This is a genomic window from Acetobacter sp. DsW_059 (assembly GCF_002153695.1).
Lineage (GTDB): Bacteria > Pseudomonadota > Alphaproteobacteria > Acetobacterales > Acetobacteraceae > Acetobacter > Acetobacter thailandicus.
Window position 1 is genome coordinate 16,102 of sequence record NZ_JOPI01000006.1, and the last position, 15,661, is coordinate 31,762.

The 15,661-nt window shown below is 52.3% G+C and carries 15 protein-coding genes; 7 read left to right on the top strand and 8 right to left on the bottom strand.

Features of this window, described 5'->3' with window-relative positions:
• Window positions 1–1,287 carry a serine hydroxymethyltransferase gene (glyA, locus tag HK25_RS01465; protein WP_086554531.1) on the top strand — a complete coding sequence of 429 codons (1,287 nt, stop codon included), beginning with the start codon at window positions 1–3 and terminating at the stop codon, window positions 1,285–1,287.
• Between the two features lie 80 nt (window positions 1,288–1,367).
• On the opposite strand, the gene HK25_RS01470 is transcribed toward glyA, so the two are convergent.
• Both HK25_RS01470 and HK25_RS01475 read right to left on the bottom strand, forming a co-directional pair.
• Entirely contained in the window at window positions 1,368–2,408 is a 1,041-nt protein-coding gene (locus HK25_RS01470; protein ID WP_086635074.1) for a succinylglutamate desuccinylase/aspartoacylase family protein, read from the bottom strand.
• Between the two features lie 178 nt (window positions 2,409–2,586).
• Window positions 2,587–3,753: a DEAD/DEAH box helicase gene (locus tag HK25_RS01475; protein WP_086635075.1), complete on the bottom strand. Its 1,167-nt coding sequence runs from the start codon at window positions 3,751–3,753 to the stop codon at window positions 2,587–2,589.
• A 147-nt stretch (window positions 3,754–3,900) separates the two neighbouring features.
• Between HK25_RS01475 and HK25_RS01480 the strand changes: the two genes are divergently transcribed.
• Complete coding sequence (locus HK25_RS01480; RefSeq protein ID WP_086635107.1) at window positions 3,901–4,827, top strand: mitochondrial fission ELM1 family protein; 927 nt, start codon at window positions 3,901–3,903, stop codon at window positions 4,825–4,827.
• 8 nt (window positions 4,828–4,835) lie between these two features.
• On the opposite strand, the gene HK25_RS01485 is transcribed toward HK25_RS01480, so the two are convergent.
• On the bottom strand, window positions 4,836–5,030 hold the full coding sequence (locus tag HK25_RS01485) for a hypothetical protein (protein WP_086635076.1): 195 nt from the start codon (window positions 5,028–5,030) through the stop codon (window positions 4,836–4,838).
• 13 nt (window positions 5,031–5,043) lie between these two features.
• Window positions 5,044–5,931 (bottom strand): phosphoserine phosphatase SerB, encoded by an 888-nt coding sequence (serB, locus tag HK25_RS01490; RefSeq protein ID WP_086635077.1) that lies wholly within the window; start codon window positions 5,929–5,931, stop codon window positions 5,044–5,046.
• A gap of 28 nt (window positions 5,932–5,959) precedes the next feature.
• On the opposite strand from serB, the gene miaA reads away from it, so the two are divergent.
• The 5 genes from miaA (at window position 5,960) to sodC (ending at window position 11,158) form a co-directional block, all read left to right on the top strand.
• Window positions 5,960–6,979, top strand: a complete 1,020-nt coding sequence (gene miaA, locus HK25_RS01495) for a tRNA (adenosine(37)-N6)-dimethylallyltransferase MiaA (RefSeq protein WP_086635078.1) — start codon at window positions 5,960–5,962, stop codon at window positions 6,977–6,979.
• 39 nt (window positions 6,980–7,018) lie between these two features.
• Complete coding sequence (gene ilvB / locus HK25_RS01500) at window positions 7,019–8,830, top strand: biosynthetic-type acetolactate synthase large subunit (RefSeq protein ID WP_086635079.1); 1,812 nt, start codon at window positions 7,019–7,021, stop codon at window positions 8,828–8,830.
• Window positions 8,831–8,900: 70 nt separating this feature from the next.
• Window positions 8,901–9,410, top strand: coding sequence for an acetolactate synthase small subunit (ilvN, locus tag HK25_RS01505; RefSeq protein WP_086635080.1), 510 nt, complete (start codon window positions 8,901–8,903; stop codon window positions 9,408–9,410).
• A gap of 70 nt (window positions 9,411–9,480) precedes the next feature.
• Window positions 9,481–10,500 (top strand): ketol-acid reductoisomerase, encoded by a 1,020-nt coding sequence (gene ilvC / locus HK25_RS01510; RefSeq protein WP_086554638.1) that lies wholly within the window; start codon window positions 9,481–9,483, stop codon window positions 10,498–10,500.
• Window positions 10,501–10,621: 121 nt separating this feature from the next.
• Window positions 10,622–11,158: a superoxide dismutase[Cu-Zn] gene (gene sodC / locus HK25_RS01515; RefSeq protein WP_086635081.1), complete on the top strand. Its 537-nt coding sequence runs from the start codon at window positions 10,622–10,624 to the stop codon at window positions 11,156–11,158.
• Between the two features lie 6 nt (window positions 11,159–11,164).
• Here sodC and HK25_RS01520 read toward each other — a convergent pair whose 3' ends face one another.
• The 4 genes from HK25_RS01520 to HK25_RS01535 form a co-directional block, all read right to left on the bottom strand.
• Window positions 11,165–12,448, bottom strand: coding sequence for a lipoprotein pyruvate-formate lyase (locus HK25_RS01520; protein ID WP_086635082.1), 1,284 nt, complete (start codon window positions 12,446–12,448; stop codon window positions 11,165–11,167).
• Between the two features lie 120 nt (window positions 12,449–12,568).
• A complete protein-coding gene (gene gltX / locus HK25_RS01525) occupies window positions 12,569–13,906 on the bottom strand; it encodes a glutamate--tRNA ligase (RefSeq protein WP_086635083.1) in 1,338 nt (445 codons plus the stop codon).
• Between the two features lie 57 nt (window positions 13,907–13,963).
• Window positions 13,964–14,383, bottom strand: coding sequence for a hypothetical protein (locus HK25_RS01530; protein WP_086554542.1), 420 nt, complete (start codon window positions 14,381–14,383; stop codon window positions 13,964–13,966).
• Entirely contained in the window at window positions 14,380–15,558 is a 1,179-nt protein-coding gene (locus HK25_RS01535; protein WP_086554639.1) for a nicotinate phosphoribosyltransferase, read from the bottom strand. Before HK25_RS01535 ends, HK25_RS01530 begins: the two co-directional genes overlap by 4 nt.
• Window positions 15,559–15,661: the final 103 nt, after the last annotated feature.

The following is a 15,661-nucleotide window of genomic DNA, read 5'->3' on the forward strand; positions in this document are numbered from 1 at the left end:
ATGAGCCGGACAGATCTGGATCGTTTTTTTCGTGATACTGTAGAGGAGGTCGATCCTGCTGTTGCTGCCGCTCTGGCAGGGGAACTCAAACGTCAGCAGGATGGTATTGAGCTGATTGCCAGTGAAAACATGGTTTCACAGGCTGTTTTACAGGCTCAGGGCAGCGTGCTGACCAACAAATATGCAGAAGGATACCCTGGCCGCCGTTATTATGGTGGTTGTGTTGAGGTTGATAAGGTTGAAAGCCTTGCAATTGAACGGGTTAAAAAGCTGTTTAATGCCGGGTTTGCCAATGTGCAGCCGCATTCAGGTGCTAATGCGAACCAGGCCGCATTTATGGCGCTGGCAAAACCTGGTGATACCGTTCTGGGTATGAGCCTGGCAGCAGGCGGGCATCTGACCCATGGTGCGGCCCCGAACTATTCAGGCAAATGGTTCAATGCGGTGCAGTACGGTGTGCGTCGTCAGGATGGTCTGCTTGATTATGATGAGATGGAACGTCTGGCCCGTGAAACAAAGCCCACTCTAATCGTTGCCGGTGGTTCAGCTTATCCGCGTATTATCGATTTTGCCCGCTTCCGTAAAATTGCGGATGAAGTCGGTGCCGCTCTTATGGTTGATATGGCCCATTTTGCCGGCCTGGTTGCAGCAGGTCTGTACCCCAACCCGCTGGATTATGCCGATGTGGTAACATCCACCACGCATAAAACACTTCGTGGTCCTCGCGGCGGTCTTATCCTGACTAATGATGAGGCTTTAGCGAAGAAAATTAACTCAGCTGTTTTCCCTGGTCTTCAGGGTGGTCCGCTCATGCATGTTATTGCTGCAAAAGCTGTCGCTTTTGGAGAAGCACTGCAGCCTGAGTTTAAAGAATATCAGAAAGCTGTGCAGACTAACGCCAATGTGCTGGCAGAATCTCTCGTAAAGCGTGGCTTTGATATTGTGACCGGCGGCACAGATTCGCACCTGCTTCTGGTTGATCTGCGTCCGAAAAAAGTGACCGGTAAAGCTGCTGAGCAGGCTCTTGAGCGTGCTGGTATCACCGCTAACAAAAATGCCATTCCGTTTGACCCTGAAAAACCGGCTATTACGTCAGGTGTGCGTCTGGGCAGCCCGGCGGCAACAGCACGTGGTTTCCGTGAGGCTGAGTTTGACGAAATCGGTGCAATGATTGACGAAGTGCTGACAGCTCTGGCCCGCTCCGGTGGAGAAGGCGATCATGAGGTTGAACAGGCTGTGCATGAGCGAGTTAAAGCTCTTTGCGCACGTTTTCCTATCTATAGCTGAGTGTTAAACTGACTGCCAGATTTCTGGCCGTCAGGTCTCGGTGACCTTACAGCGTCGTGTTAAAGCGGCGCTGTAAGTGTTTAACAGGCTCTGGCAAGCCTGAGCGCAATGTGGTTTTTGACCGGTCGCAGGTTAGGAATAACCAGAAGGCAGTTATCGTAAGGCGTACGAATTTCTTCTCCTCCATCAAGAGCCAGAAGAGTTCCCTGTCTGCGAATAAGGTCACAGTTGCGAAATGGTTTTATAAAAATGAATTTATCTGTGCGTGCATGCACAGCATGTGTCACGGCTGCGACAGGTGCTTTGATATTTGCTGCGACAGGTGTCGCTCTTTGATCTGAAGAGATGATTCCGCATATTTGCGGAAAAAGAGCTGCAGCCCGACATGCCAGCTCCTGACTTGCGGTGCTCCAGTGTTGTCCTGTTTCAAAAAGGCAGGCTGTTGCCTGTGTATTATCAGATAAAAAATGAGGGTGATCAATCAGGCGCAGACCGCTCTGACAGGGAGCATCCTGTATAACCCACGGCGGGCTGGTCAGAGCTGAGGCAACGGCACGTGAATGGTTTATATTTTTTTGTTTCTGGCCTGTGAGTAAAAGAGGCGGGCCGTCCCAGAACATCGAGTGCAGGTCGAGCACTCTGTCTGCTTCTGTAATAAGCGGGGCCACAGCTCGGATACGGTTTATTTCGTAAGACTGATGGCCTGAGCGAAGAAGGTCAGGGCACCAGAGCCGGTTCATATCCTCATCCACAAAGCGGCTGCGTGTGGGGTGTTGGGGGTCAAACTGCTCAAAAGCTTTTAAGTTGAGAAAAATCAGGCTGAGTTTTCCGCTTTCAGGGCGTATTTTTTGAGACAGCAGCGCATTGAGAGCATAAGCCCCGGCATATTCATTGCCATGCATAAGAGCCGTAATGACAACATGGGGCCCGCGTGCGGGGCCTTCAAAGTGATGCACACCTTCGATTCCACAATTGCCTTTAATCCAGGGGGTAATGTCAGGAGGGGGGATTGTCTGAGTGAAGACGGGCAGGGAATACTGAGATGGAGCCAGCACAGCAGAAATCGTCCGGAAGCGTACCGGAGCATGCTCGGTGTTGTGTCTGCGGGAGGCACAGCTCATAGTGTGTATCCTGTCTGACTACAGATAAAAATTAGCTGCTGACAAGAAATATGCCTGCATAGTGCAGTTACTATGAAAGTAAGGGGGCTGGTATGCAATCCCTCCCCGGACTGATTTACCGTCCGGGAAGTTAAAAAAGTATAAAAAAAGAATTTTTAATAAAATTACAATAAAACAGTTAGTTAGCTGGTGGTGGCAAGGCCTGCTCTTCGGTCAGGATACGAAATTTTATTTCGGCACCTTTTTCAATATCACGGAGTTTTTTGCGGTCTGTCAGGCTGCATAAGGTCAGAGCAGTGCCTGTTTTACCGGCCCTGCCTGTGCGGCCAATACGGTGGAGATAGACTTCGGGCTGTTCAGGCGGGGCAAAATTAATAACGGTTTTAACGTCAGGCACGTCCAGCCCGCGTGCAGCAATATCTGTTGCAACCAGTATGGGTGTGCGCCCTGAGGTGAAGCTGGCTACAGTTGCATTACGCTGAGCCTGTGTCAGGTCACCATGCAGAGGTGCCGCAGGCAGTTTGTTCTTTTTCAGAAAGCTCGCAATCTGATCAGCCTCAGCTTTTGTCTGGGTAAAGACAATCGTTTTACTTTTTCTGTCGCGGTTAAAAAACGTCTTAAGAAAAGCAGTCCGCAGTCCGGGGTCAATAAAATAAGCGCCCTGACGAATGGGGCCTCTTTTCTCAGGGTGTTTTTCAATTTCAACCTTAACCGGTTTGTGCAGTAACTTGTGCAAAACGGGTGTCAGTGTATCAGGCAATGTTGCCGAGAAAAATAAAGTCTGACGTATTTCAGGCAGGCTCTCGATAACAGTTGCACTTTCTTCAAAAAATTCAGGGGCAAACAGCCTGTCCCCTTCATCCATTACAACACGGGTGCAGGTTGCCGGGTCCAGGTCACCCATATGAATAAAATCAAGCAGGCGGCCCGGCGTTGCGATAATAACGCGCGGCCCCTTATGATCGAGACTTTCAGCCTGAGGTTCGCGGTCAGCTCCACCATATAATGTGATAACAGCCGGGGCACCGCTCTTAAAACGGTTCGCTCTGGGGTCCAGCCCCAGGCAGCGTCTGAAAACACCGGCAGTTTGCAGGGCAAGCTCCCGGGTCGGTACAATCACCAGCACATCGTTGTGACGGCGTGTGCTGAGCAAATGGTGTAACAGTGGCAGCGCATAGGCCGCCGTTTTACCTGTGCCGGTGGGGGCAATGGCCAGCACATCTTTATCATTAAGCACGGCAGGAATGGTCTGTTCCTGCACGGGGGTCGGTTGTGTCATACCCGCCTGGGTAGCGTGAGTGCAAAGAGCGGGCAGAAGGCCCATTGTCTCGAAACTGTTAGACATGCTGGTTTTGTCTGCCTTGAGCGAAGAATGTCTTGTCTATATGCCCAAACATGGCAGAATTTTAAACCCCGCACAGAGTATGATGTTTAGCCAGAGGAGAAAATCGTGTCAGTTTCAGCACTGATTATAGGGGAAGACTTCGCGGGGATGCGCTCTCAGGCGTGTGGTCTGGCTGTGCGTGCAGAGTGGCAGAGCGCGTTTCATCCTGTCCGCCCCTCACGTTTATCTCGCTTGCTGCTGCGTGGCCCTGAGATGCTGAGCCGCAGGTGTCTTGCTGATCTGAACGGTGTCGATCTGGTCAAAGAAGCGCAGAAGACAGCACAGATGCTTATTAGTATTGGTGGCAAAGGCGGGGCTGCAGGGGCTGCGCTGAGCGCTGTGGCAGGCTTGCCTGTTGTGCAGATTCAGCATCCGCGACAGGCTTTGTCACGTTTTAATCTTATTCTGGCCTGTGTACATGATGAAATAAACGGGCCGAACGTGTTGCTTGGCCGCACGGCACTTCATGGGTTAACGCCTGAGGTGCTGGAGCAGGTACGTGCTGAGTGGATGCCCCGTTTTGCTCATTTACCACGCCCCCTGACAGCGGCTCTGGTGGGCGGGTCTAACGGACGTTTCAGCTTTGGTGTGCGTGAGGCCGCAAGTCTTGGGGATGCTCTTGCCGTCACGACTGCGGATTCCCGGGGTAGTCTTATGGTAACACCCTCGCGGCGCACAGACCCCGCAGCACTGGCCGTGCTGACTGAGCGGGTTCACGCTGTGGGAGGAGAGGTCTGGAATGGTGAAGGTGATAACCCTTATAAAGGGCTGATTGCCTGTGCCGACCAGATTGTCGTAACGACAGACAGCGTTTCTATGGTGTCAGAAGCTGTAGCGGGCACAGCGCCTGTGTCGGTCTTTCCGTTACCAGGCAGATCACGGCGTATTTTTCGTTTTGTGGATGAGCTGGTTAAAGCCAGGCGTGTCAGGCTGCTGGAGAGCAGGGCGCAGCGTTTACCTGAAATATGGGCAGTCCAGCCTCTTGATGACACAACGGAGCTGGTTGGTGAAATGCACCGTCGGCTGGCTCTGTGATGACAGATTTATGCCCAGATGGTCCCCAGCAGCACAATAGTACCGACAATCAGTGCTGCCATATGGCGCATGACGTGCTCGGGTGAATCGGGGGGGAGTAAGACATAGTAACGATAGCAGTATAACATCAGCGCACAGCCGGTTGTGCCCGTAATGATACGGGTTACAGGAAGTCGTGAGAGTTTGCTGGTGTTAAACTGCATCGTTTGTCACGCTTTATGGGCCGGGGAAAACCGAGGCGGGATAGCCCTGGGCAAAAAGTGCTGTACGCAGCGAGGTGTGGTTAATCTGCGCTGTAATTTTTTCACGCACAACAGGTTTGGCAAAAAAGGCCAGGCCAAGCCCCGCGGCCTGCAGCATAGGCAGGTCATTGGCGCCGTCACCAATAGCCAGAGCCTGCTCGGGGGCAAGGTGGTGGCGCTGTGATAATGTGTTGAGCAGGTGCAGCTTGGTGTCAGGGCCAAGAACAGGCTGGCCGGTTTCACCTGTCAGAAAACCGTTATCGCTTAGCAGCGTATTGGCATGATGTTCCTGAAAATTACACAGGGCAGCAACACGTTCAGTAAAAAAAGTGAACCCGCCTGAAACCAGAGCCGTATAGGCGCCGTGTGCCCGCATTGTCTGCACAAGGGCTTTTGCGCCATCGTTGAGGCGCACATCCTGCCAGGCTTTTTCAAGCAATGAGGCCGGAAAACCTTTGAGCAGAGCCACACGCTCACGCAGAGCAGTGGCAAAGTCCAGCTCGCCATTCATGGAGCGTGTAGTGATAGCGGCAATCTTATCGCCAATACCAGCATGTGTTGCCAGGTCATCAAGCGTTTCACCGGCGACAATGGTGCTGTCCATGTCTGAAACCAGCAGGTGTTTGCGTCGCGCTGCCGGATGTGTCAGGACCGCATCAACTGGTTTGTCACCCAGAGCGGCCTGTAAAAGCGGCAGCCGTTCTGCGGCATCAGCAGGGCAGATAATGTCGGCTGCTTCGCCAGGTGAGAGAACAGAAGGAGAGTGCGTGCTGTGCATGCACTCCTGCGCCGTAGCGATAATGTCATCGCTCAGCGTCGTTGCATCGCGTTGTGCAACAAGGGTCAGAACAAGGGTTTTCATTTGCCCGTAATGTGACAGGAATGCTCGTATGAGGCAAGCAGATGTATGGAACTTTGATGTGAGCGCACCGCATCGGCTGCCAGCCGTGATTGTGGCCGGGCCAACCTGCTCTGGCAAGTCGGATATGGCGCTTATGCTGGCAAAAGCTCTGCACGGTACAATCATTAATGCAGATTCGATGCAGGTTTATAAAGAACTGAGAGTTCTGACCGCACGGCCGGCTGAGGCAGATGAGGCGTCTGTCCCTCATCGTTTATACGGGGTTTTACCGGCAGCTGAAAAAGGGAGCGTGGCCTGGTGGCGTGAGCGCGCGCTTGAGTGCATGAACGAGGCTTGGCAGGCAGGGCAGTTGCCCATTCTGTGTGGTGGCACCGGGATGTATATGAATGCTCTGGTTAAAGGGCTTGCTGAAATTCCGCCCTCTGACCCGCTTGTGCGTGAGCAAACCCGTGAGTTTGTCAGTGAGTACGGAGCTGCTGCCCTGCATGACCGTCTGATGGAGGCAGACCCCGAAATGGCTGCGCGTTTGCAGCCGGCAGATTCGCAACGTGTCAGCCGCGCGTGGGAGGTGCTGCGCAGCACCGGCCGCAGTCTGGCCTGGTGGCAGCAGCAGCCCGGCCTGCCGCCTGCCGCCTGTCGTTTTGTCGCATTACGTCTTTTACCGCCGCGTGATGAGTTAAGAGCCCGCATTGCACAGCGTTTTAATAAAATGATGGCGCAGGGCGCGCTGGCAGAGGTGCGGGCGCTCCTTTCGCAAAACCTTGACCCCGCTTTGCCGGCTATGCGTGCCCATGGCGTGCCGGAACTGAGAGCCTGTCTGCAGGGTGAAATCAGTGAGGAGGAGGCGATGCGCCTGGCTGTGCTGGCAACCGGGCGTTATACGCGCCGTCAGGCGACGTGGTTTGCCCATCATGCTCTGGCTGAGGATGAGCGAACATATGATTTTAATGCGTGCACACCGCCATTTGAGAAATTTTCGGAAAGAAAAAGAGAGGAAATCATTTCTTTTATTATTAACGGGATTGACGCTCCCCCTTCAGTTCTCTAAAGATGCGCTCAGACCGATTTGAAAAGACGGAATAATATTATGTCGAACACAGCCTCAGCCCACCCGGCTACAAAGAACACCGCATCTCTCCCCGGAGCGGAAGTTCTTATGCGCGCTCTTCAGGAGCAGGGTGTGGAGGTGATTTTCGGCTATCCTGGCGGGGCAGTGCTCCCTATTTATGATGCATTGTTTCGTCAGAATGCTATTCGTCATGTTCTTGTTCGCCATGAGCAGGCTGCTGTGCATGCGGCCGAGGCTTATGCACGCTCAACAGGTAAAGTCGGGGTTGTTCTGGTCACAAGCGGGCCGGGTGCGACAAATGCTGTCACCGGGCTGCTCGATGCACTGATGGATTCTATCCCGCTGGTGTGTCTGTCCGGGCAGGTGCCTTCACCACTGATTGGCTACGATGCATTTCAGGAGGCAGACACCACAGGTATTACCCGCCCGGTTACCAAATATAATTATCTGGTACGTGACCCCGAGACCCTGGCTGAAACCCTGCATGAAGCATTTGCAATAGCCCGCTCAGGTCGTCCTGGTCCGGTTCTTGTTGATTTGCCAAAAAATATCATGGTTGGTGACGCCCCTTATGTCGGTGCCGGAGCTGTAACGCCGCGCACTGGTAAAGTGCGTATGGACCCCGAGCGTGCAGCGGTGGCTGCCGCTGTGGCTGCAATGAAAAAAGCACGCCGCCCGCTGTTTTATACTGGTGGTGGTATTATTAATGCTGGTCCGCAGGCGTCTGAAACGCTGCGCAAACTGGCTCGCCTTACACGGTTTCCTGTTACGTCAACTCTTATGGGGCTGGGAGCATTTCCCGGAACTGACAGCCAGTTCCTGGGGATGCTGGGCATGCACGGCACATATGAGGCGAATCTGGCAACGCATGGGTGTGATGTTCTGATAGCGCTGGGCAGCCGCTTTGATGACCGTGTTACAGGCCGCCTGGATGCATTCTCTCCCGATTCATTTAAAATTCATGTCGATATTGATCCGTCTCAGATCAATAAAATTGTGCATGTTGATCTGCCCATTATTGGTGATGTCGGCCGCACCATGGCGCTGATGATCGAAGAATGGGAAGCGCAGTCTGCCTATGAACATAATGATGATCTTGATGCCTGGTGGCAGCAGATCGAAGCCTGGCGTGGCCTCGACTGTCTGCGTTTTTCACAGGACCAGGCTCCTGATGCGGTGATTAAGCCTCAGCAGGCTATTCGTCGGATTTATGAACTGGCCCGTGAGACGGGACGCGAGACCTATGTCAGCACTGAAGTCGGGCAGCATCAGATGTGGGCTGCACAGTATTTTCAGTTTGACGCCCCTAACCGCTGGCTGACATCAGGTGGCCTGGGCACGATGGGGTATGGTCTGCCTGCGGCTGTTGGTGCGCAGATAGCCCACCCAGACGCTCTGGTGCTCGATATTGCCGGTGAGGCTTCAACCCTTATGAATGTGCAGGAACTGGGGACGATTGCCCAGTATCGCCTGCCGGTTAAGCTGTTCATTATTAACAACCATTATATGGGTATGGTGCGGCAGTGGCAGGAGCTTCTGCATGGTTCGCGTTATTCAGAAAGTTACAGCGACGCGCTGCCTGACTTTATCAGACTGGCTGAAAGTTTTCATGCAAAGGGGATGCGGGCAACCCGTCTTGATGAGCTTGATAACGTAATTCGCGAAGCACTGGCGCATCCTGGCCCTGTTGTTGTTGATCTGTGCGTGGCAGAGGGTGAAAACTGCTTCCCGATGATTCCTTCGGGTGCCGCTCATAATGAGATGATTCTGGGGCCTGAGCAGGAGGAGCGTGGCGTGCAGGTCACCCGTGAAGGCCGGGCTCTTGTCTGAGCACGAATCTTGTGGCCTGCTGATGCCGCATCAGATGTTTTCCTAAGCTATAACTTCAGGAAGTTTAAATATGCAGAAGGAAATTCCCGGTCCTGCAGTTATCTCTCTGCTGGTAGATAACGAAAGTGGGGCTCTGGCCCGTATTATCGGTTTGTTTTCAGGGCGTGGATATAACATCCGGAGCCTGACAGTTGCACCGGTTGACGAAGAAGGTCTCGTGTCACGTGTGAATGTCGTCACAACAGGCACACCGGCTGATATTCGTCAGATTGAAGCACAGATTGAACGTCAGGTGCCTGTGTCGCGTGTGGTGAACCTCACAGCTGAGGGGCCGCATGTCGCACGTGAAATGGCACTGATTAAGGTTGTGTCACATGGTGAGTCCCGCACAGAAGCCCTGCGTATAGCTCAGGCTTTTCGTGCGCGCGCTGTTGATACAACTGCATCCTCCTTCGTGTTTGAACTCACAGGTTCAACCGATAAACTCGACAGCTTTATTGAGCTTATGCGTCCGCTTGGGCTGGCTGAAGTGTCTCGCACAGGGGTTGCGGCTATTCGTCGCGGGCCACAGACAATTTAGCAACACTGACGCATCAACTTAACAATGCAGACCATCGGGGTCTGTCAGAACAGGAAAAAAGAGAATGGCACTGCGCGTTTATTATGATCGTGATGCAGACGTTAACCTGATTAAATCTAAAAAAGTTGCGGTCATTGGTTATGGCAGTCAGGGCCATGCTCATGCAAACAACCTGAAAGACAGCGGTGTAAAAGACCTGGTTATCGGTCTGCGTGAAGGTTCATCAGCCGTTAAAAAAGCACAGGATGCTGGTTTTACGGTTATGACACCAGACAAAGCCGCTGCATGGGCTGATGTTGTTATGGTGCTGACACCTGACGAAGGGCAGGGCGCTCTTTATAAAGAGTCTCTGGAAAAGAACCTGAAACAGGGTGCGGCTCTGGTTTTTGCTCACGGTCTGGCAATTCACTTCCGTATCATTGAAGCCCGTCCTGACCTTGATGTGTTCCTGATCGCACCAAAAGGTCCTGGCCACACAGTACGCTCTGAATATCAGCGTGGTGGTGGTGTACCCTGTCTTGTTGCGATTGCTCAGGACAAATCAGGTGCAGCGCTTGAAATCGCTCTGTCTTATGCTTCTGCCATTGGTGGTGGTCGTGCCGGCACGATTGAAACAAGCTTTAAAGAAGAAGTTGAAACCGATCTGTTCGGTGAGCAGGCAGTTCTGTGTGGTGGCCTGGTTGAGCTGATCCGTGCTGGTTTTGAAACACTGGTTGAAGGTGGCTATGCCCCTGAAATGGCCTATTTTGAGTGTCTGCATGAAATGAAGCTGATCGTAGATCTGATCTATGAAGGCGGCATTGCCAACATGAACTACTCTATTTCTAATACAGCTGAATATGGTGAGTATGTCTCTGGTCCGCGTGTGATCACGGCTGAAAGCAAAAAAGCTATGAAAGAAATTCTGACAGATATTCAGAACGGTACTTTCGTGCGTAACTTCATTCTCGAAAACCAGTCTGGTAATGTTGGCTTTAAAGCCACACGCGCAATTAACGACGCACACCAGATTGAAGCCGTTGGCGAAAAACTGCGTGGTATGATGCCATGGATTGCAAAGTCACGTATGGTTGACAAAACCAGAAACTAAACTGTTTTTTGCAGTTTCCTGAGTTGCATGAAACCCTGCCGGGCTGCCCTGGCAGGGTTTTTTCTTGGCTTATGTTCTATGATGATATTCAATAGGTTATCAGACAATAAAGGACAGGAAGATGGTGGCATTACGTATCAAAAAGGCTTGTGCGCTTATAGCAGGTCTTGCTGTTTTTCCCGCTGTGGCGCACGCCGAAAGTGCCGCTCATGGTCAGTTTATTGATGCACAGGGTAGTGAGCGTGGCACTGTTGAGGTGCGCCCGGCCCCTCATGGTGTGTTGATTCATCTTGAGGTGAGTGGCCTTACCCCTGGCTGGCATGCTGTGCATTTTCATGAAAAAGGCAGTTGCACACCTGATAAATTCACCTCGGCTGGAGGACATGTGCACGCAACAACGCCGGTAGTACATGGTTTTATGAATGAAAAAGCTAATGACGCCGGTGATTTGCCAAATATTTATGTCGGGCACGATGGTTCAGCCCGGGCAGAGTTTTATTCCCCTCTGGTGTCTTTGAAAACGGCTGAGGGTGGTCGTTCTGTTTTACTTGATAAAGACGGAGCGTCAGTGGTTATCCACGCTAATCCTGATGACTACCAGTCACAGCCCATTGGTGGGGCAGGCGGCCGTGTGGCCTGTGCTGTTTTGAAGGAGTAGTATTGCTCAGGGCAGAGACGGAGTCGTTTCGCCCAGGTAAAGGCTGGCGGCTGATGGCCGCCATTCACCGGTATTTTCGTCGCGCCCCTGAAGCAGAAAATGTGGCGAGTTTGTTTTGAGTTCAGCTACAGCTTTTTTCAGAAAAACCTGCATAGATGGTGTTTGTTTGCGGTTAATCAGACAGCATAACGGTGTGTCAGGAAAGGCTTTAAGGAGTGCAGCAGATCCATCTTCTCCTGCAATGATCATCAGAGGATTTTTTTTACGCTTTTCCACAAAATGGGAGCGGATCAGAGTGACCTTCCCGTCATCGTAAGGGAAGGGGTATCCTGGGGCAGCTGAAGGCTGAAGCACACTTTTTTTACTGCTGAGGCGTGCACCCAGAATTAATGCACGTGGCAGATTATAGCCATATTCTGTAGAAGTCGCGAAGGCTGCTGTGCTTTCCTCAAATGATGATGTGCATATGACCGGGTCTATACCGTATTCCTGTATAATCTGAAAAAAATCAGCCATCTCGGGTGTCAGGCGCAGCCCCTGCGACAGGGTTACACTGACAGCTCCGGCTTTGCCCGGGCGACTTTGCGGGCAATTCCATGTTTCGGTACCAATTGATTGCCCAAGCTCACGTTCATAAGCTGCGCGACTTACGGCAAGTATGCTGGCATGTGTCTGGCCTGCTGCCAGAGAGACAAGCCATCGCTGTGCACTTTCTTCACCCTGGGTTGCTATCAGTGCCTGGTGAAAAAAGGCCATACGTGCACGAAAGGCCTGAAGAGCAGGGTTTTGCACCAGCTCATTGCGGGGAAGCGGGTGTGGGCGGTGGCTGTACTGTGCTAAAAGAGTTTGATAATCTTCGAGTAAATCTTCTGAAAGAGCCTGCAAAGAGAGAGGTTTCTTGTCGGTCGTGAGAAGTGGTGCCGGCAGTGCCTCACCTGATATATGACCAGAAAAAAGTGTGCGAAAACTATAAGCGGGGAGCAGGAACGAGAAGTGCTCCAGCATGTAGTAAAACAGGGTAAGCTGCACATTTCCAACAATGGCAGTGTTATCCCAGTCAACAACGATGTAAGGACGGGCTCCGACCCGGTCAAAAGCACTTTGTTGCTGATGCTGCTCTAAAAATTTCTGAATGATTGTGCGGGTCCGCGGTGCCCATTTGAGAGTTTCAAGCTCAGCGGGCTGAATGATGTCAGGGTTGAAATCCTGCGCATGGCTCCGCACGGGCCAGAGAAGGGCTGCTCCGGCGGCAGACAGTAAAGAACGTCGGCTGAGAGAGTATTTCGTCATCAGATCAGAATGTTATCCTGCAGCGCACTATGTTTTTCAGAACTATAAGCACGCTGTGCAGAATTGTCAGGCACACTTTACTGTATTGCACATATGCGTGTGCCTGATATCTGGACTTTTTTAGTTTTCTGCCCCGGCGAGAAGACGGGCAAGAGCACGTTTGCGCCCCATAAGAGGCAGCAGGTCTTTGAGTTCAGGGCCGTGTTCTTCGCCGGTCAGGGCAAGACGCAGCGGAAGAAAAAGAGCTTTACCTGAAAGGCCGGTTTTTTCTTTCAGCGTGGCGGTCCATGTTTTCCAGGTGCTCACGTCCCATGGCTCATCGGGAAGAAATGTTGCTGCCTGGTGCAGGAAGGCAGTCTGCTCCGGCTCCTGAACCGGTGGAATAATGTCTTCATATACAACATTAAACCAGTGTCTGGCTTCAGACAGCAGTTCAATATTACCGCGGATCGCCAGCCAGAATTCTTCACTACTGCCTGCGGGCAGATGCTCTCTGACGGTTTCATATGGCTGCTGACCGAGGAATTTGTGGTTCAGGCTCAGCAGCTGCTGGATGTTAAAGCGTGCAGCTGATCTGGAGACGTGTGAAATATTATAAACGCGTGCCTGCTCTTCAAACGGTAGCAGAACCGGGTCATCAGAGCTGCCCAGGCGTGCCAGGTAAGCGACCAGCGCTTCGGGCTCCATTCCGTCAGTTCGCAGGGTACGCAGAGACATAGCGTCAAAGCGTTTTGACAGTTTGCCGCCATTTTCATCAAGCAGCAGGGGCAGATGTGCAAAATTAAAGTGGTCAGGCTTTGCCCCGAGTGCCTCTGCAATGTCGATCTGCACCCCGGTGTTGGTGACGTGATCTTCACCGCGGATAATGTGTGTGATGCCCGTCTCCATGTCATCAACAACAGAGGCGAGGGTGTAAAGCACCGTGCCATCAGTCCGCACTAAGACAGGGTCAGAGAGCGAAGGCAGTTTGACCTGACATTCTCCCATGACCTGGTCCTGCCAGCGCACAACGCGTTCAGAAAGCTGAAAACGCCAGTAAGGCACTTTGCCATTGGCTTCAGCCTGGGCGCGCTGCTGTGCTGTCAGTTTCAGCATAGCCCGGTCATAGATGGGGGGACGACGCTGGCGGATCTGTATTTCGCGTTTTGCAGCGAGCTCGTATTCGCTTTCAAAACAGGGGTAAAGGCGCCCGGTGGCTTTCAGTTTTGCAATGGCCCGGGCATAGCGGTCGAGGCGTTCTGTCTGTCTGAAAGTTTCATCCCAGGTAATGCCAAGCCAGCTAAGGTCAGTGCGAATAGCTTCAGCATGGCTTTCTTTCGAACGCTCAGTGTCAGTATCATCAATACGGAGCTGAAACTTACCCCCGTGATGGCGGGCAAACAGGGCGTTGGCAATGGCAAGACGGGCGTTGCCGACATGCAGCATACCGGTAGGGCTGGGAGCAAAACGAAGTTTCATAAAGTCTCTGTATGATAAAGTGATGGTGCCTGGTCAGACAGGCCGTACGACCAGCGTTTAATGATGTGTGGTAGCAGAATCCTCATCATCTGTATCAGCATAGGCGGAGAAATCCTCCTCCTCTTCATCAACCAGACGGCGGGGATCAAGCATACGCCAGTCGCGTTCCATAAACGAAGCCGGTGTTGCGGTGAAGTCATCAAGCTCGTTGGCTGACAGCCATGCGTCATCACCTGCGTCGACAACAATAGCATCTTCACCAAAGCAGAGCCATGCGTCGAGCACTTCTCTGGCTGACGCACCTGCTGTCCGGCAGCGTTCAATACTGTCACGCACATAGCAGCGGGCAAAAGCATTGGCATGCGCCAGGTCATGGAACCCGCCGACTTCTTCACTGATACCTTCCTCAGCACCGCCGGCCAGGTCAAGAATGCGAACGCGCCATGTTTTATCTTCTGTAGCGGAGTTTTCGGTCATGAGCCGGGTCCTTTCTGCAAAGTGCGTAGGGAGGGGAGGAGGAATTCGCGCCCGATTTTGACACGTTCCTGACCGTTATAAGAGACGATATCAGCAGTTGCATATGTTTCATTCCACTGATCAGGAATGAACGAGCCGGTGCCAACCACATCAACCGGTGCGTGAGCATCTGTCATACAGGCACATTTTATCACGTTAAAGCCTGATGATGCGATAATTTTAACGTTTGGAAAGCCAGCATTATCCAGAGCGTCACGCATATGCCAGATGGCCGCGGCAGAAACACCGGTGCCAATCAGGTAGCGCAGTTCAGTATCAGAGCGGTAACGGCGCAGTGCTTCAGGGGCATGCCGGTTGACCACAGCGTAGGACTCCTGTGGGTTCAGCCCTTCCATAAAGCGGCCGCCATGCGTATCAAGTCTGACGCCTAATTTACCCTGCTCAGCCAGTTCAGGAAAGCTTTTGCATACGCTCAGAGCATCTGTAACTTCGCGGCCAAAATAATCGACCAGAACTGTCAGGTCTGTCTCAGGATAAATTTCATGAAACATTTCAGCTGCGCGTACGGTTGAGCCAGCGTAGCCAATCAGGGCGTGTGGCATGGTGCCAAAGCCATGTGTGGTGTTAAAAAAGGCAGCTACGGCATGGTTAGCAGTGCCAACAAAACCAGTCGCTCCGTCCTTCTGTGCAGCCCGGCTGCCAACCGAGGCACCATATGCCATAAGTTCCTGCATTTCATAACCTGCACAGTGGCGGGCATCCATGGCGAGGAATTTTGTGTTGGGTAAAGAGAGCGCCATCTGGTAGGCATTATGTGCCGCAACGCAGGTACTGCCCAGTTTTTGTAAAAGCAGGGTTTCAAGGTCTGCCAGGTGCAGAAATGAGCCGGTGATGTACATGATAGGCTCACCCGCACCGATCCATTCGCCCTCAGGGTGTATCAGTTCAACGGTATAAGGCGCGTTACGGGCCTTCATAACATTTTTCAGCCATTCCAGAGCAATGCCCGGAGCTGAAATAACAGGACGACGAATAAAAAAGACGTAGGTTACCTGGCAGTCGCCAAAATGCCCGACGATTTCTTTTGTACGATTAAAATAGGAATCTGTGCGTGCTGTAATACCGGCGTCAGATGGTGCCTGAGATGCAGCAGCTGTGGCTACTCCGGGTGTCATCTGAGGATCTGTAAAAGACTGTTTCATTTTTTATTACGTCTCCACTTTAACCTGAGCTGACAATTTGCAGAAAGCCCCATACACTATAGTGCAGGAGCTTTCT